Origin of the sequence: Pseudomonas sp. P9_35 (genome assembly GCF_034008205.1) — a bacterium.
GTDB lineage: Bacteria > Pseudomonadota > Gammaproteobacteria > Pseudomonadales > Pseudomonadaceae > Aquipseudomonas > Aquipseudomonas kilonensis.
Genome location: NZ_CP125373.1, coordinates 3,162,085 through 3,179,300, shown reverse-complemented (window position 1 = coordinate 3,179,300; position 17,216 = coordinate 3,162,085). Strand labels below are relative to the sequence as shown.

The window sequence follows — 17,216 nt, the reverse complement described above, 5'->3', positions numbered from 1 at the left end:
ATTACTCGATGTAATTCTTTAGTCAATAAATCTTTTTATCAGCAATTAGCTAGCCGTCGCCGCCTGCGCGGCGTCGCAAGTCCAGGAACTGGCGTTCATGCAGGCCTGTCGCTCTGTTCAGTGGCCCTGCCCGGCACCTAATGACTCCGCCATCCGCACCAGGTCAGCGAAGGATTTGGCGTGCATTTTTTTCATCGCGTGGCCGCGGTGGATTTTCACGGTGATTTCGCTCAGGTTCATCTGCCCGGCAATCTGTTTGTTCATCAGGCCTTTGGCTGCGAACGTCATCACCTCTTTTTCACGGGCCGTCAGCGTTTCGTAGCGGGCATGCAGGTCCGCAAGCTGACCCTCGACGGCCCGGCGCTTGACGTCGGCCTGGAGTGCGGCTGACACCGCGTCCAACAAATCCTGTTCACGAAAGGGTTTGGCCAGGAAATCCACGGCACCGGCTTTCATTGCCTTGACCGACATTTCGATGTCGCCATGGCCGGTGATGAAAATGATGGGGATAGTGACGTTCGACCCCGCCAACTGACGTTGAAAGTCCAGGCCGCTGCTACCTTGAAGCCGTACATCGAGCACCAGGCAACTGGCACCTTCGGTCTTGGGTTGTTGGAGAAAGTCCGCCGTGGAGGCGAACGTCTCGACGCGTATGCCGACCGAGCGCAAGAGGTTGCTTAATGCATCGCGCATTGAGGCATCGTCATCCACCACGAACACAATTGAATCCTTGCTGCTCGGGTCATTGGATGGGGAATTGCCGTTCATGCACGATCCTCTTGGGGAGTGGGCGGAAAAAAATTGTAGCACAGCGCCTCGGCCCGGAAAGTACGGTAGCAATGGCCCGAACCGTGATGTAGGCGCTATGCAATGAGCTGGGGATGCAGCGCTGATATCAGTGCAAAAAGATGACGAGGCCGATGCAAGTATGCATTGATCTGGCTGCTGTAACTTTCCCCGGTGGTGCACCAACTGCAAAAGTGCTCGCAGTTATTGGATAAGACCCTGTATTGGTCTTCGCCTAGTCGCGAACGCGCCCGATGGGCCACTTCTTCGGCGCAATATTCACAGTGCTCGTCAACTATCCACACGGGCTTGCCTTTGGCGAAATGCTCAAGATCGGTCACTTCGATAGGCCCCGACTTGAGGGAACCGCTGAACCCCGAGTAATGGGCAACTTCTGCGCCGCCAAGGTATATGCCGTGATGCAGGTAGAACCGGCGAGGGCTGACCAGGTGGGCGCCTATGGGCACGCTGCCCAGGGCTTGCTCGATGTTGACCGGTTTCAATGAGACATCCGACATGTCCTTCGGCAGTTGACCCAGGGACGTGGGCGCACTCAAGCGATAGCAAACATTCGTTGTCATCAGTGCCAGGAAAATAAGCACAACGGAACGCAGTGATGAAAACTCATCCACGGCATGGGCAGTTAGATTATTCATGAGAAGAGACTCCGCAACCCTTGAAAACACTGTATCGCCGGGGTTGCGGAGTTTCATTTGTACATGGGACTGATTTCAATGAGCGGTTGATATACAGGTCTTAAACCTAAGTATTAATCAAGACGCTGTCGTTGAGCTCAAGACTGCGATGGGCAGCGTGAATTGAACAGTGGCACCGCGGGGTGGGTTGACGCTTGCCCTCAAACTGCCGCCATGGGATTCGATGATCGAACGACAGATCGATAACCCCAACCCCAAGCCCGTAGGCTTGGTGGTGTAGAAGGAAGTGAAGACCAGGTCGGTACTGTCCGAGGCGAACCCCGGCCCGGTGTCACTGACACTCACCACGATGCACCCGGCATCATCGCGCACCGTGCAGATCAGCAACTGCCGCTTGCCTTCGCTGACACCGCTCATGGCCTCGAGCGCATTCATGATCAGGTTGAGCAACACCTGTTGCAGCTCTACACGGTCACCTTCGATGGCGGGCAAACCGTCCATGAGCTGCGTCTGTATCGAGGCGCCACTCTTGCTGATCTGGCCACGGGTGAAGTCGATCATCTCGCTGATCGCCGCGTTGATGTCTACCGGTCCCTTTTGCGGTGGTGCCTTGCGGATATGTCCACGGATGCGACCCAGCACGTCCGCCGCTCGGTTGGCATCGAAGATGAGGCGGTCCAGCACCTGCCGGACCTCCCCGATCTCCGGCGGTTGCACGTTCAACCAGCGCAATGCGGCATTGGCGTTGAGGATGGCCGCGGCAATTGGTTGGTTGACCTCATGGGCGATCGAAGCCACCAACTGCCCCATGGTCGCGACACGGTTGGCATGGGCCAGCTCGGTCTGTACTTCGCGATAGCGCCGCTCGCTTTCGCGGATCTTTTCCTCCGCCTGCCTGCGCTCGGTCAGGTCCAGCACAAAGGCGACCCCTTCCCTGCTGCCGGCTTCGAACATCGCCAGGCCGACGATGACCGGCAGTCGGCTGCCATCCTTGCGCAAATATTCTTTCTCGTAGGGTCGAGCATGCCCGGTCAGCAAAGCGTGAGCCAACCTGCGTTCGCTGAGTTCTCGAAACTCAGGGACCGTCAGGTCTGTCCAGCGCAGATGGCCCGAGGCAAGGTCCGCTCGTTCGTATCCCAGCATACGAAGGAACGCATCGTTGGCTTCGATGATCTCGCCGTCGGCGTTCCACACGAGGATCCCAATGATGTTGGCGTCCACGAGGCGCCGGATCTTCGCTTCGCGTTCCGCGACCTCACGGTACAAGCGAGCATTTTCCAGCGAGATGGCAGCCTGTGAAGCCACCAGCTTCAACACGGCGATCCGGGTCGGACTGAACACACGGGCCGCCAGATTGTTTTCGAGATAGAGCGCGCCGACGAGCTTGGCCTGGTTCATCAACGGCAGGCAGAGAATCGAACGGGCCCGCTGCTGCCGGATATAGGGGTCTGCGGCGAACGGCGCCTCGGCCACGGCATCGTCAAGGAAAACGCTCTCTCGGGTGCGCAGCACATGATAGAGAATCGACTCGGGCAACAGCGCCGCACTCACCCGCTCATCGCGTAACTGCGTTGTTTTGCCGCCAGTAGTCACTTGCGCCGCGACACGGTGCTCGCCGCCATCGGACAGGATCAACAGCCCGCGTTCGGCGCCGGCCTGTTCGATGGCCGTGCACAGGATCATATCGATCAGCTTTTCCAGGACGATTTCGCCCGATACGGCTTGGGAGACCTTGAGTACAGTGGCAAGGTCAAGGTGTTCGACCGGTGTCGCCATCGTTGTCGTCGGGCCGAGTTCAGGCGCTTCGGCCCTCAACGATGGGTACTTGTTCTCCAGTTGCCGCACCTTGCCATCGGCACCCCAACACTGGTAACCGTAACGGGCATCCTGCAAATAGACCCGAGCAATTTTCCCGAAGCCCCGCGCCGCGTAGAAGCGCGACGCGAGTTCATTGGCAAGCGCCTCGATGTGCACGAAGCCACTCTCTTGCGCGCAATCAATAGCCTGCTCGTAAAGCAACTCGGCGTCGATCACGCGCCCTTCAACACGGGCGATTTCGGCATCCACCAGCGCGGCGCGGCTGGCGAAATTTTCCGGACACTGCTGCGCCCAGGTCTGGAGCCACTGCTGATCGGCAACTATCGCCAGCAAGTGCTGCCCATGCTCGTCTACAGGGAGGCTATCGCAGCGAGCGGCCCGGGCCAGGGCGCCATAGAAATGAAACTCGGCTTCCTCGAAGAACGACTGGCAAACCCAGAGTAAACGCTGCGCCTTTGCAGCGGCCTCCAATGCCGCCTCAGCATCGTCGGCCATGTAGCGAGCCTGTAATTTTCGGACCCAGTACAAACACTCAGCCAGTACCAGATCCGGGTTGCTGGTCAAGTGGGTTTCGAAGCCTGGCTCGATTAGCTCGCCGTCGTCCAGGCGACCAAAGGTTAGCGTCGAGCCTCGGAGCATCCGGATCAGCGCCAGTTGCGTGATGATGAAATCAGTCACCAACCCGAAGCGTACTTTCCTGGCGTAAACAAGACCCCGCTCGGCTTCGCCTTGTATATCGGACAACAGCTCGCCGGCGAAGAGCAGATCGGCAGTGAGGTTGTTGCCCGCGTAGGCCCCATACGGTAGATCGCCGATTCGATTCGCCGCCGTAAACGAACGACGCAACAGGTCGCGGCATTGCTCCACAGGCTTCATCCAGCGTACGGCAAAGCACGAGAAGCAAAGATAGGTGCTCGCCTCGAATCGAGCCAAACCACGTTTTTCAACGAGCTCGCAGCCAAGCTGACCGAATCGGAAGCCCACTTGGTAATCACCGAACCGGCGACCGGCGACCCTGAATAAATTGGCGTAGAGCAAACATGAAGCATCGCAGTTGCCATGCTCAAGGCTCAGATTGACCGCTTTGCAGATCAACAGGTCCGCCAGGTTCGCTTCACTCTGCAGGGCCGGCGCGAAGAGTTTCCCCAACGCATTGACGGTCACCAGGGACGTCGCATCCTCCATCAACGGCAAGTCGATAAGGTCCTCGATTGCCCGGTCCCCCAGTAACGCTGCGATGCGGTCGTACTCGCTGCGCACGTCATCGTCGCTCGGATGAGCCGACCACTCGATCCCCACATGCCGCAGGTAGGCCAGGCAGACCGCAACCGCACCGTCACTGCGATCCAGGAGCAAGTAGACATCCATTAGCAGGCACGCGACATTGGCCCGCTCGATCACGGTCATGGCGTGATCCGACAACGCCGTGAGACGCTCGTCGGCGGCAGACAGCTGCCCGGTCAGGAGCTCGCATTCGGCGCAATTCAACTCCAGCGCGAAAATCAGCCCATGGCGACGCGCCCAGCAGTCCTCGCCCAACAACTGCGTCCCGGTGGTGAAATAGTTGAGCGCCGACGCATAAGCCGTCGACGCCTTGGCGCGTTGGCCGGCAATCAGGTTGAACGCAGCCAACTGCTCCCGCTCAGCCGGGTCGGTGATCAACACGGTGCCGCGATTGAGCTGGCCGACGATTTCAAAAATCGCCTCTTCCTGCCCTTGCGCGGATGTCTGCGCGGCGAGCAATCGTCCGATTCGCAGGTGCGTCTCGGCGCGCGATTCCTGGGGGATCAGCGAATAAGCGGCTTCATGAATACGGTCGTGGACAAAACCATAAGCGTCGTCCAGCCGCTCGACCAGTTCCAGGCGAATCGCCTCCCAGAGCACCCCGCGGACCTGCGTCCCGGGAATGCCCAGCACGGTCGAAAGCGCCTCGATCCCGGCGACGTTACCCAGGCAAGCCAGCTGCTGTAGCGCCTGCTGCGTCTCGCCCGGCAGGCGCACCAGCTTGCCGACCATCAGGTCCACGACATTGTCGGTGTAGCCCTCGGTATGAATGCGGTCCGGGTCCCACCACCACTGCCGGGCGTCATGATCGAAGGCCAGCAGTTGCCCGTCGGCGAGCGTTTGCAGGAACTGAATCACGAAGAACGGATTGCCGGCGGTTTTGTCCAGCACCAACTGCGCCAGGGGCTCGATGCGGGCCCGCTCGTCATGCAGCGCCTCGACGATTAACTGCTCGATGTGCACCTTGGCGAGCGGCGCCAGCATGATCTCGACGACGTTGCCTCCCGCGTTCCGAATGGTCTGGAGCTTGCCTGTCAGCGGGTGGGTGACATCCACCTCGTTGCTGCGGTAAGCGCCCACCAGCAACAGGTGTCGCACATCAGCGCTGGTCAACAGATCCTCCAGCAAATCGAGCGTGGCCGCATCGAGCCACTGCAAATCGTCGAGAAACAGCGCCAGCGGATGATCTTCGTGGGCGAACACACCGATAAAACGCCGGAACACCAGCAGGAAGCGACGTTGCTCCTGCTGTGGATCAAGTGCCGAAACCGGTGGTGGTTCACCGATGATGAGCTTCAACTCGGGAATGAGGTCGGTCATGAGCCGCGCATTGACATCCAGCGCCTCCTGCAGCGCGTCACGCCAACTCGCCAGTTCCGTGTCGCTCTTGCCAAGCAGGGTGCGCACCAGGCTCTGGAAGGCCTGCACCAGCGTCGCATAGGGGATGTCGCGGCGGTACTGATCGAACTTGCCGCTGGCGAACAGTCCCCTCGGCGGAACCAGCACCTTGTGCAACTCATTGACCACCGAGGATTTGCCGATACCGGAATAGCCGGTGACCAGGACGAGCTCCGGCGCACTGCTTGCAACGACCCGTGAGAACGCTTCGACCAGGGTGTCGACCTCATGCTCGCGACCATAAAGTTTCTCGGGAATCAACAACCGATCGGACGGGCCATGCTCGCCCAACGCAAAGGCATTGATGTGGTGCTGTTGCTGCCAGTCGGCGAGGCAGCGCCGCAGATCATATTCCACACTCGCGGCGGTCTGATAACGCTCCTCGGCCGTCTTGGCGAGCAGCTTCATGACAATGTCGGACAGCACCTCGGGGATGGTTCCAACCCGCTCGCGAGGTGGCAAGGGTTTCTTGGCGATATGGTAGTGCACCCACTCGATCGGGTCGGATGCCGTGAACGGCAGCGAGCCGGTCAGCATCTGGTACAGCGTGACGCCGAAGGAATAGAGATCACTGCGTGAATCGATCGAGCGATTCATCCTGCCGGTCTGCTCGGGTGCCATATAGGCGAGCGTCCCCGCGAGGGTCTCGGGCGCCTGCCGCTCCCGTGGCAGCCGTGAGGCGAGGCCGAACCCGGTGAGCCTGGCCTGTCCGTCGAAGCAGTTCACCAGAATATGACTGGGCTTGATGTCTTTATGGACGAGACCGCGCTGGTGGAGCTTGTCCAGGGCCACGGCGATGCTCACCGCCAGACGCAAGAACGTGGCCGTCTCCATGGGCGCAATCAGCAATTGCACGAGTGGCGTGCCGCCTGGATCCTCAAGCACCAGCTGCGTCTGGGCGCCTTCGCGCACCATCTCCAACGGTCGCACCGACCAGGTGCCATCGAGTTCGTCTTTCAGGCCAAACTCGTGGGCCAGACGGCCAAGACAGCCGGGACGCGGTTGTTCGGCAGCGGGCCGCGCAACCAGTACGCTGCAATCGCCCTCGACACCCGGACGCAGTTCCCGGCAGAAGACACGTTCACCATCGTCCCATAAAATCTGCATGTGGTTTTCCATCGGCACGCGAGCAATTTGTAGTGAGTTATCCGTCGCACGTTGCCGTCGGGCTGGCATCCAGTGTCACGTCGCATGGCCGATATCGTCGCGCTGGGGCGACGTCCGTGGCTGCGCTGGCCGCCCGATGAGGATGGGCTCTGTCGGGATCCAGAACGGGTCGTGTTGCCGATCTCTAGATTAACCCCTCATGAAAGCCCTTCAAGTGATTTCATAGAGGAACAGCGAATTAACGCGCCATAGGGGTTTGGTGTTGAACCCCGGGGGAACGATGCGTGCCAGTCTAGGTGAGCCGTCAGCCCAGGTCAGTTGTACCTGCGTACAGTGGAAGCAGCCCTGGGACAAACCGTTGTATCCAACGCCAACCCTTTGGTCTTAGCGCGCTATACCTAGGTATACTTTTGCGCCCCAGGAGACCGCGTATCTTGTAACGACGACAGGCGCTTGTGCGAGCGACCCGATATGCATGACACCCCGATGCGCAATACGACGACGATTGCCGTTGTCGATGATGACGAATCCGTTCGGGCCGCCCTCAAAAGCCTGTTACGGTCCAGCGGTTATGACGTGCGAACCTATTGCAGCGCCATGGACTTCCTCGACGCAAACGCCCTGGCGGCTACCCACTGCCTGATTTCCGATATCCAGATGCCGGGGATGAGTGGCCTGGAACTGCATGAACAGCTCGACGCCATGGGCTTCCAGATCCCTACCATCTTCATTACCGCTTACCCGGACCTTGGGGCGCACATACCAAGGCTGATCGCCTGCCTGCCTAAACCCTGTGATGCCGACAAACTGCTGGCCTGTATCAACACTGCCCTGCGCCAGTAGGAGCTGTGTAGGAGCTGTGTAGGAGCTGTGTAGGAGCTGTCGAGTGCAACGAGGCTGCGATCTTTCCCCCGACACTTGAATCTCAAGCGAAAGATCAAAAGATCGCAGGCTTCGCCAGCTCCTACAGCCGTCGAACGGGAGCAGCACCTCGCCACGATGCTTCCATCACGCCACCGACCCCACACCTTCGTATAGATCCCCCGCCACTGACGTATGGTTTCGCTGAACCGATGTAGAAGTGCGCCAGGAAACGTCCCCCAATACCATGAATTCACAGCGAGCCAATCGCTGATTCATTGACCCCAGGCGTGCGCTCGTCGAGCGACGCAGCAACCTTACGGGGAACTGGCTATGTCGGCTTTCTTCGGAATACCTCGACACATTTTGACGCTCATCGGCGCGATTTTCCAGACCGCCTGTACGGTAGGCCCAGACTTCGTGAAACCTGAGAGCGGGCTTGATGCTGTGCAACTGTCACCCCGACAAGAGCACGCAAGCGTCATCCCGACGTCCACTGCCGCGGTGCCGTCCCAGTGGTGGACACTGTTCAATGACGCCGTGCTCACCGGGCTGCAATCGCGCGCACTGGCGGGCAACCTTGATCTGCAGATGGCCGCCGAACGCATCGAGCAAAGCCGCGCCCAACTGGGCATCGCCGCGTCGCAATTACTTCCCAACGTGGGCGCCAATGCCAGCTACACCCGGGAAACCCTCAGCGAACATGGCAAGTTCGCAGCCCTGGGTGCTCCGACCGGGCCCAACAATTTCTGGCAACTGGGCTTCGATGCCAGTTGGGAGATCGATCTGTGGGGCCGTGCACAACGGGGCCGCGAAGGCGCTGCCGCGACGCTGGAAGCCACGATTTATGATCGCGAAGCCGCACAGGTGGCCCTGGCCGCCGAAGTGGCACGCACCTACCTGCAATTGCGCGGAACCCAGGCGCAACTGGACATCACCCGACAAAACCTGACGGTCGCGGAGCGCACCCTCGGCCTGGCTGAAAGCCGCGAGCGTAACGGCGTCGGGACACGCTTCGAAACCTCCTCCGCCCGGGCGCAGTTGGCCACGATCAAGGCCATGGTTCCTGAACTGGACCAACGTCGCAACGCCCAGATGAACGCACTGGCCTTGCTGATGGGTGAGCAGCCCCGTGCCCTCGATGGGCAGCTGGGTAAGGCACTGCCCTTGCCTGCCCTGCCCTCCGGGGTCCCGGTTGGTGTCCCCTCTGAACTGGCCCACAGGCGCCCCGACATCCTGCGCGCCGAAGCCCAGCTGCATGCCGCCACGGCTGCCATTGGTGTGGCCAAGGCTGATTTCTATCCGCGCATTGGCCTGAAAGGACAAATCGGCGTGCAAGCCTTCGACAGTGGCGATCTCGCCAGTTGGGATTCCCGGTTCTTCTCCATCGGCCCCACGGTTTACCTGCCGATCTTCCAGGGCGGACGCTTGATGCAACGCCTGGCCCTGAACGAGTCACGGCAAAAAACCGCGGCACTCGCTTATCGCCAGACCGTCTTGCGAGCCTGGCATGAAGTGGACAACGCCCTGGATGCCTGGGGGGCCCAACAGCGTCAACACGATGAGCTGCTGGTGTCCTATGAACAGAACAAGCAGACGCTGCATGCCGCCGAGCGAGGTTATCAGCAAGGCGCCGCCGACTATTTGAGTGTACTGACGGCCCAGTCCAACCTGCTTGCCAGCCAAACCCGCCTCAATGCCAACACGACCGACGCCACGCTGACCGTGGTCAATCTCTACAAGTCCCTGGGTGGCGGCTGGAATCCGGAGGTTGCCCAATGAACAGCGTCGCACTGTCGCCAGCGCACGTCGCGGCCAGCGCAGGGCCTCAGGCCTCGTCCTCGAAACGCTCGATGGTCGGCCTGGTCGGCATTTTTCTCGCCGCCATGATGGCGGGGTTGAATACCCGGGTCGGCGCATTGGCCCTGGCAGATGTGCGAGGCGCGATGGGCTTGGGCTTCGACGACGGCTCCTGGCTCACCACCGTGTACAGCGCCGGCGAGTTGATTGCCATGCCCTTTTCGGCGTGGTTCGCCATCACGCTCTCGGTTCGTCGATTGGAATTGTGGATGCTCGGCAGTTGTACGCTACTCGCCTTGATCCTGCCTTTTATCCACGACCTGGAGCTTTTGCTGACCTTGCGCTTTGTGCAAGGCATTGCCAGCGGCACCACCATCCCGCTGCTGATGATGGCGGCGCTCAAATTCCTGCCGCCCCCCATACGGCTGTATGGCCTGGCGCTGTATGCCATGACCGCGACCTTCGCGCCTAATCTGTCCATCTGGTTGGCCGGGCGCTGGACGGATGGGGTGCAGGACTGGCGCTGGGTGTACTGGCAGATCGTTCCCCTCGCCCTCATCGCCGCAGGCCTGATCGCCTGGGGGCTGGCGAAGGAACCCGTTCAGGTCCCACGTTTTCGGCAGGCCAATTGGTTTGGCATGGCCTGCGGTGTGCCGGCGTTCGGCTTGATCACTGTCGCACTGGACCAAGGCGTGCGGCTGGACTGGTTTCATTCACCGCTGATCACGTCTTCGCTGCTGGTTGGCCTGGCCTTGCTGGCGGTCTATTTGTTGACCGAGTGGTATCACCCATCACCGTTTATCAAGTTGCAGATCCTCGGGCGTCGCAACCTGGGACTGGGCTGCACCCTGTTCTTCGCGCTGCTGGTGGTGTTGATGTCCAGCTCGCTGCTACCGGCCAACTATCTCGGCGCACTGCAGGACTATCGCCCCTTCCAGATGGCGTCGGTCGGCCTGATCGTCGCGCTGCCGCAACTGGTCCTGGGGCCCGTGGTGGCGCTGCTGCTGTACCAGAAAAAGATCGATGCGCGTGTCGTGTTCGCCCTGGGGTTGTGCTTGATCGCGCTGGCGTGTCTGGCCGGCTCACAACTGACCAGCGAATGGAACCGCGACCAGTTCGTCATGGCGCAGACCCTGCAGGCCCTCGGACAACCGATGGCGGTGGTCTCGATGCTGTTCCTGATCACCAGCGTGGTGCAGCCTGCTGAAGGGCCTTATGTGTCCGGCACGATCAACACGTTGCGCGCCTTCGGATCGCTGGCCGGTGCAGCGGCGGTTACCCAGCTCATCACCGTGCGCGGTCGCTTCCATGGAGAAATGTTGCTGGACCAGGGAGCACTGGTCGGTAACAGCCTGGCGTTTGTGCCTGAGCCGACGCAACTGATGAGTCTCCTCGGCCAGCAATCGCTGGTGCTGTCGATCGCCGATGCCTATCGCGTGTTGGGCCTGCTGGCGCTGCTGTTGATTCCTCTGGTGTTGCGACTGACCTACATCCCCGCCCCTGTCATGCACGCAGCCTCATCACCTTCCTCCTCACACGGGTGACTCATCATGGCATTACCGAAGAAAGCCCAGATCATCAGCGCCACACTGCTCGCAGTGGCCATCGGCGCGGCGTTCTATTTCAATCGTCCTGAATCCAGTGCATCGATACAGTCTACGGACGATGCCTACGTCCACGCCGACTTCACCACGGTAGCGCCGCAAGTGTCGGGCACAGTTGAGACAGTATTGGTCGACGACAACCAACCGGTGAACAAAGGCGACCTGCTGGCAACCATCGACGACCGCGATTTCGTCGCTGCCGTGAACGCGGCGCAAGCCCAGGTCGCCAGCGCCCGGGCCGGCATCGCCAGCCTGCAAGCGCACTTGATCCAACAGGAAACCACCATACGTCAGGCCCAAGCGGTGGTAACCGCAGACGAGGCGGCGCTCAAACTGGCCAGCGTCAATCAGGCCCGTTATCGCAACCTGGCCACCGACGGGTCGGGCACCGTGCAGGCCCAGCAGCAGGCCGAAGCGCAATTGAGCGTCCAACTGGCCAGCCGGGACAAGAGCCAGGCGGGGTTGCAGGCTGCCCGGCAATACGTGGATATCCTCAAGGCCGATCTGGAAAAGGCCAAGGCGGCCCTCGCCCATGCCGAGGCGGCGCAAGCCATCGCGCAACTGCAACTTTCCTATACCCGCATCACCGCACCGATCAGCGGCACCGTCGGGGAGAAATCGATACGCGTCGGTGCTTTCGTCAATGCCGGAAAACCCTTGCTGGCAATCGTGCCACTGGACGCCGTCTACATCACCGCCAACTTTCGCGAAACGCAACTGGCGCGCGTAGAGACCGGACAAACCGTGGATATCGAAGTGGATGCCTTGCCGGGCCAGGCACTGGAAGGCACGGTGCAAAGCCTGGGGCCGGCCAGCGGCGTCAGCTACTCCACCATTGCCCCGCACAATGCCACAGGCAACTTCACCAAGATCGTCCAGCGCTTGCCCGTGCGCATTCGCATCGACCCCGACCAGCCCGGGGCGGCGAAACTGCGCGTGGGGATGTCCGTCACACCGCATATCCGTATTGGTGAATAAATCCATCAGGGCTTTTGTGACGAGCTGGGTTGTGTAGGAGCTGACGAGTGCAACGAGGCTGCGATCTTTCCCCAGACATTTGAATCGCAAGCGAAAGATCAAAAGATCAAAAGATCGCAGGCTTCGCCAGCTCCTACAGAACCCGGTAGGACAGATCCCCTCGCTATGTGCAGGTGAAGCCCTAAGCAAATAACTAAAGGTTATTTGTTGTCTGTTTTTTAGATCATTTAGATTAAGCCTTAAGCCCAATGGCTTCGTGGTACTGCCTCAAGAACGTTGGCATTTACCCATTTTCAGTCACGGCAATCTCATTAACGGGCCACCGTCATGCAGCTTCTAACGCTTCCTCCCTCCCCTGGCCTGGCCACCTCGATTCGTGCCACGGCCCAGGTCTTCGAAGACCCCACCTCCCGCGCTTTGCTGGCTCACTTGCAGCAAGTCGCGCCCAGTGACGCCAGCGTGCTGATCATCGGCCAGACCGGGACCGGCAAGGAACTGGTGGCGCGCCACGTACACAACCTCAGCGCCCGTCGCCACAAACCGTTTGTTGCGGTCAACTGCGGGGCGTTTTCCGAAACCCTGGTGGAGGCCGAGCTGTTCGGCCATGAGAAAGGCGCGTTCACCGGCGCACTGACAGCCAAGGCCGGATGGTTCGAGGAAGCGGACGGCGGCACGCTGTTTCTGGATGAAATCGGTGATTTGCCGTTGCCGATCCAGGTCAAGTTGCTTCGGGTGCTACAGGAGCGCGAGGTGGTCCGGCTGGGTTCGCGCAAGAGCATCAAGATCAATGTGCGCGTGTTGGCGGCCACCAACGTACAGTTGGAAAAAGCCATCAATGCCGGGCACTTTCGTGAAGACCTCTATTACCGTCTGAACGTGGTCAGCCTGGTGCTCAAGCCGCTGCGCGAACGCCCCGGTGACATCCTGCCGCTGATCCGCCACTTCATTGCCGAGTACAGCCGCAGGCTCGGGCACGGCGAGGTGACGCTGGATGCCCAGGCACAGCGCAAATTGCTCGACTATTCCTGGCCGGGGAACATCCGCGAGCTGGAAAATGTCATCCACCACACCCTGTTGATTTGCCGCAACAACGTGATCGGCGTGCAGGACCTGCACCTGTCGAACTTCCGTATCGAACGCCAGGACAACTCGCAGGAGTCGGCCCCTCAAAGCGCAGAGACGCTTTTGCAGAAAGCCTTCGAGAAACTGCTCGAGCAAGAGCATGGCGACTTGTATGAAAAGGTCGAGGCCGAGTTGCTGCGCACCGCCTACCGCTACGCCAACTGCAATCAGGTCCACACCGCCAGCCTGTTGGGCCTGAGCCGCAATGTCACCCGCACGTTGTTGATCAGGATCGGCGAACTGGTGGTCAATCGACGCCGCCCGGCACTGGACACCCGGGATGGCCGGGTGATCAACCTGTCGACCTGAGTTCCAAAGGGCTCCGTGGCGAGGGTGCTTGCTCCCGCTGGGGACACGGTAGGAGCTGTCGAGCGGAGCGAGGCTGCGATCTTTCCCCAGACACTTGAGCCTCAAGCGAAAGACCAAAAGATCGCAGGCTTCGCCAGCTCCTACAGAACCCAGACAGTGGCCCAATTAGGGGGAGCGCGGTGCTTCGTTCCCGGCCGTTTCCTGGCCTCTCGTTCGCGCTCCCAGGTAGAAATCCTGCAGATCGCCGCGAGCCGCCAGTTGTTCGGCGCTGCCTTCGCTGACCACACGACCGCTTTCCAACACGTAGCCATAGTGGGCGTAGCGCAGGGCGACGTTGATGTTCTGTTCGGCAATCAGGAAACTGACGCCTTCGTACTGATTGAGTTGGCGCACGATCTCGAAGATTTCCTCGACGATCTGCGGCGCCAGGCCCATCGACGGTTCGTCGAGCAAGACCAGTTGCGGCTTGGCCATCAGTGCACGGCCTATCGCGATCATCTGTTGCTCGCCGCCCGAGGTGTAGCCGGCCAGGCTTTTGCGCCGCAGCTTCAGCCGCGGAAAATGGCCATAGACCAACTCCAGGTCAGCCAGCAACTGGCGCCGCGGCACCTGGCGCGCCAGGGCGCCGGCCAGAAGGTTTTCCTCCACGGTCAACTGGGCAAAACAATGTCGCCCTTCGAGCACTTGCACCAAGCCGTTCGCCGCCAAGGTGTGAGGGGCGCTGTGGGTCACCTCCCGTCCCTGGTAGACGATCCGCCCCCGCACCACTTCGCCCCGTTCAGCACGCACCAGGTTGGAGGCGGCTTTCAAGGTGGTGCTTTTACCCGCGCCGTTGGCGCCCAGCAACACCACGACCTGCCCTTTTGCGACCTCCAGCGACACGCTGCGCACGGCCAGGATGGTCTGTTCGTAGAGGACTTCAATATCGTCGATCTGCAGGATCGGCACGTTCGTCGTCATGCTGTTTCGCCTTTTTCAAGTAGCGACCGGACACGCACGCCCGGTCGCCGTGACGCCTCAGGATTGCTTGCTGCAATCACGCGGGGTAATGCCTTTTTCCCGGGCGTACTGGTGCGAAGACGCTTCGATGATCGGTCGCAGCAAGGCGCGGTCAGCCTGTACCCAGTCACTGATCAGCTTCCACTGCGTACCGTCCCATTGCTGGAAGCGCACCGCACCACCGCCTTCATGGTCCGAGCACGACAACTGCAACGGCTGCACCAGGCCCAACGCCCCCAGTTCCTTGAGTCGTGCATCGTCGAGCTTGAGGTTCTCGAAGCCCCAACGCACCTGCTCACCCGTCAGGGGTTGCTTGCCGAATTTCTGCTGGGCAATGCGCAGCGCTTCTACGTTGAGAATGCCGTTGACCACGCCGAGGTTGTAATACACCGTGCCGAAACGCTTGGGATCGGCCAGGTCGCCATGGCCGGCGTCGACCACTTGTTTCTTGATGCCCTGCAACACCGGGAAATCGGTGCCCGAAGGGTGCGTGGTGATGGCGATGAAGCCCTTGGCCGCGGCACCGGCCGGTGCAGCGTCATCCTCGGAATTGCTCCAGATGTTGCCGATGATGTGGTCGGCCGGGAAACCGACTTTCTGTGCGGTTTTCAGCGCCACCGGGTTCATCACGCCCCAACCGCGCAGGATCACCCAATCAGGCTTTTCCCGACGGATATTCAGCCATTGCGATTGTTGCTCGTTGCCCGGGTGCGGCACCTCCAGCAAGGTCAGCGCAAAACCGTACTTGTCGGCCAGGGTTTGCAGCACCTCGTTGGTTTCCTTGCCGTAGGGCGAGCCGTGATACAGGGTGACGATCTTCAGGCCCTTGAGTTTGTCCAGCCCCCCGGCCCTCTGGCCGATGTAGTTGATGATCGCCGACACTTCGGAATACGGGTTCAACTGCAACGGGAAGACGTAGGGAAACACGCTGCCGTCGGTGGAGTCCGTGCGACCGTGGTTGATGGTGATCAGCGGCAGTTTGTCGGCCGTCGAACGCTCCAGGGTGGCGTAGGCAATACCCACCGACAGTGGGTTGGTGGCCGCCGCTGGCGCGCCGTTCAAACCTTTCTTCAGGCGCTCGTAGCACTCGACGCCTTTTTCGACCACGTATTCGGTCTCGCACTCGCTCCAGGTCAACTTGACGCCATTCACGCCGCCATTGGCGTTGACGTACTTGAGGTAGTCGATGAAACCGCCGAAAAAACCGGTGCCGCCGGCCGCATAAGGGCCGACGCGATAGCTTTGCAGCGGGAAGTATTGTTCGTTGTCCGCCTGGACGGTGAAGGCCGCGGCGGTGAGGCTCAGGGCCAGTGCCAGGCTGCTGGCGAATGATCGTTTGAACATCGGATTTTCCTTGTTATGAAGCCATAGGTAAGCCAACAAAATGGAACCGCAAACCCGCGCCGTGCGCATCGCTCAGTAGCGCAACGGCCACAGCCGAGCGCGCTGGCGAAATCTCTGCCAGAGGCGCGCAAGGCCCTCTGGCTCCTTGATCAGGAACAGAATGATCAGGGCGCCGAATATCATCTTCTGCAGGTTCTCCACCTGGCCGGCGTCCACCAGCCCGCCGGGCAGCAGCGACACCAGGTTCGAGAGCAACACCGGAAACAGCACGATGAAGGCCGCGCCGAGGAAGTTGCCCAGCAGGCTGCCGAGGCCGCCGATAATGATGATGAACAGGATCTGGAACGACCGATTGAGGTCGAACCCGTGGGGCTCCACCGTGCCCAGGTAAGCGAAGGCCCAGAGCGCGCCGGCCACCCCGAGGAAAAAACCGCTGATGGCGAACGCCAGCAACTTGGTTTTTGCCAATGCAATGCCGATGACCGCGGCGGCGGTGTCCATGTCGCGCACCGCCATCCAGTTGCGCCCCAACTCGCTGCGCACCAGGTTCTTGCCCAGCCAGAACAGCGCCACCACCACCGTCAGGGTCAGCAGATAGCGGCCGGCCGGCGCGTCGAGGTTCACCCCCAATACCTCCAGGCGCGGCGCGCTGATCACGCCCGAGGCGCTGTTGTTGGAAAACCAACTGAACCGGGTCAGCGCCCAGGTCACGAAGAACTGCGCCGCCAGGGTCGAGACCAGCAGGTAGAAGCCCTTGATGCGTAAACTCGGCAGGCCGAACAGCACCGCCACCAACGCCGCCGTCAACCCGCCCAGGGCGATACTGACCAACAACGGCAAACCGGCGACCCGTACTTCGAGGTTGTAAGTGGCAAAGGCGCCCACCGCCATGAACGCCGCAGAACCGAGGGACAGTTGCCCGGCATAACCAGTGAGCAAATTGAGCCCCAACCCGGCCAGGGACAGCACCAGGAATGGAATCAGGATCGCGCTGAACCAGTAGTCATTGCCCAGCCAGGGCACCACGACAAAGGCAAACAGCAGCAACGCGATCAGCCCATGACGGTCCTGGCGCAGCGCGAAGACTCGGCGGTCCTGGGCATAGCGGGTGTTGAACTGGCCTGCTTCTCGATAAAACATCATGCGCTCC

The 17,216-nt window shown here is 60.7% G+C and carries 11 protein-coding genes; 5 read left to right on the top strand and 6 right to left on the bottom strand.

The features are described from left to right. Positions 1 to 117: 117 nt before the first annotated feature. The 3 genes from QMK47_RS13925 to QMK47_RS13915 all read right to left on the bottom strand — a co-directional run bounded on the left by QMK47_RS13925 (position 118) and on the right by QMK47_RS13915 (position 7,049). The gene (locus tag QMK47_RS13925) at positions 118 to 768 is read right to left on the bottom strand and encodes a response regulator transcription factor (protein WP_018601909.1); all 651 of its coding nucleotides are present in this window, start codon (positions 766 to 768) and stop codon (positions 118 to 120) included. 95 nt (positions 769 to 863) lie between these two features. Next, the gene (locus QMK47_RS13920; protein ID WP_258691091.1) at positions 864 to 1,442 is read right to left on the bottom strand and encodes a lecithin retinol acyltransferase family protein; all 579 of its coding nucleotides are present in this window, start codon (positions 1,440 to 1,442) and stop codon (positions 864 to 866) included. A gap of 117 nt (positions 1,443 to 1,559) precedes the next feature. Continuing rightward, the gene (locus QMK47_RS13915) at positions 1,560 to 7,049 is read right to left on the bottom strand and encodes an AAA family ATPase (protein ID WP_320390528.1); all 5,490 of its coding nucleotides are present in this window, start codon (positions 7,047 to 7,049) and stop codon (positions 1,560 to 1,562) included. A 471-nt stretch (positions 7,050 to 7,520) separates the two neighbouring features. Here QMK47_RS13915 and QMK47_RS13910 point away from each other — a divergent pair, with 471 nt between their 5' ends. From QMK47_RS13910 to QMK47_RS13890, 5 genes are all read left to right on the top strand, one after another. Further along, positions 7,521 to 7,892 (top strand): response regulator transcription factor, encoded by a 372-nt coding sequence (locus tag QMK47_RS13910; protein WP_320390429.1) that lies wholly within the window; start codon positions 7,521 to 7,523, stop codon positions 7,890 to 7,892. 351 nt (positions 7,893 to 8,243) lie between these two features. Further along, a complete protein-coding gene (locus QMK47_RS13905) occupies positions 8,244 to 9,692 on the top strand; it encodes an efflux transporter outer membrane subunit (protein WP_320390428.1) in 1,449 nt (482 codons plus the stop codon). Then, positions 9,689 to 11,254, top strand: a complete 1,566-nt coding sequence (locus tag QMK47_RS13900; RefSeq protein ID WP_320390427.1) for an MFS transporter — start codon at positions 9,689 to 9,691, stop codon at positions 11,252 to 11,254. Before QMK47_RS13905 ends, QMK47_RS13900 begins: the two co-directional genes overlap by 4 nt. Positions 11,255 to 11,260: 6 nt before the next feature. Continuing rightward, positions 11,261 to 12,292, top strand: coding sequence for an HlyD family secretion protein (locus QMK47_RS13895; RefSeq protein ID WP_320390426.1), 1,032 nt, complete (start codon positions 11,261 to 11,263; stop codon positions 12,290 to 12,292). A gap of 327 nt (positions 12,293 to 12,619) precedes the next feature. Next, positions 12,620 to 13,723 carry a sigma-54 interaction domain-containing protein gene (locus tag QMK47_RS13890; protein WP_253474330.1) on the top strand — a complete coding sequence of 368 codons (1,104 nt, stop codon included), beginning with the start codon at positions 12,620 to 12,622 and terminating at the stop codon, positions 13,721 to 13,723. 165 nt (positions 13,724 to 13,888) lie between these two features. Here the strand turns inward: QMK47_RS13890 and QMK47_RS13885 are convergent, their stop codons facing one another. From QMK47_RS13885 to QMK47_RS13875, 3 genes are all read right to left on the bottom strand, one after another. Beyond that, a complete protein-coding gene (locus QMK47_RS13885; RefSeq protein ID WP_320390425.1) occupies positions 13,889 to 14,683 on the bottom strand; it encodes an ABC transporter ATP-binding protein in 795 nt (264 codons plus the stop codon). A gap of 57 nt (positions 14,684 to 14,740) precedes the next feature. Further along, positions 14,741 to 16,066: an ABC transporter substrate-binding protein gene (locus QMK47_RS13880; RefSeq protein ID WP_253474324.1), complete on the bottom strand. Its 1,326-nt coding sequence runs from the start codon at positions 16,064 to 16,066 to the stop codon at positions 14,741 to 14,743. 72 nt (positions 16,067 to 16,138) lie between these two features. Then, positions 16,139 to 17,206, bottom strand: a complete 1,068-nt coding sequence (locus QMK47_RS13875) for a branched-chain amino acid ABC transporter permease (protein WP_258691234.1) — start codon at positions 17,204 to 17,206, stop codon at positions 16,139 to 16,141. Positions 17,207 to 17,216 lie beyond the last annotated feature (10 nt).

Bases quoted from the DNA above. Each gene is read 5' to 3' on its own strand.
- QMK47_RS13925 (WP_018601909.1), bottom strand. From the start codon at position 768: ATGAACGGCAATTCCCCATCCAATGACCCGAGCAGCAAGGATTCAATT.
- QMK47_RS13920 (WP_258691091.1), bottom strand. From the start codon at position 1,442: ATGAATAATCTAACTGCCCATGCCGTGGATGAGTTTTCATCACTGCGT.
- QMK47_RS13915 (WP_320390528.1), bottom strand. From the start codon at position 7,049: ATGCAGATTTTATGGGACGATGGTGAACGTGTCTTCTGCCGGGAACTG.
- QMK47_RS13910 (WP_320390429.1), top strand. From the start codon at position 7,521: ATGCATGACACCCCGATGCGCAATACGACGACGATTGCCGTTGTCGAT.
- QMK47_RS13905 (WP_320390428.1), top strand. From the start codon at position 8,244: ATGTCGGCTTTCTTCGGAATACCTCGACACATTTTGACGCTCATCGGC.
- QMK47_RS13900 (WP_320390427.1), top strand. From the start codon at position 9,689: ATGAACAGCGTCGCACTGTCGCCAGCGCACGTCGCGGCCAGCGCAGGG.
- QMK47_RS13895 (WP_320390426.1), top strand. From the start codon at position 11,261: ATGGCATTACCGAAGAAAGCCCAGATCATCAGCGCCACACTGCTCGCA.
- QMK47_RS13890 (WP_253474330.1), top strand. From the start codon at position 12,620: ATGCAGCTTCTAACGCTTCCTCCCTCCCCTGGCCTGGCCACCTCGATT.
- QMK47_RS13885 (WP_320390425.1), bottom strand. From the start codon at position 14,683: ATGACGACGAACGTGCCGATCCTGCAGATCGACGATATTGAAGTCCTC.
- QMK47_RS13880 (WP_253474324.1), bottom strand. From the start codon at position 16,066: ATGTTCAAACGATCATTCGCCAGCAGCCTGGCACTGGCCCTGAGCCTC.
- QMK47_RS13875 (WP_258691234.1), bottom strand. From the start codon at position 17,206: ATGTTTTATCGAGAAGCAGGCCAGTTCAACACCCGCTATGCCCAGGAC.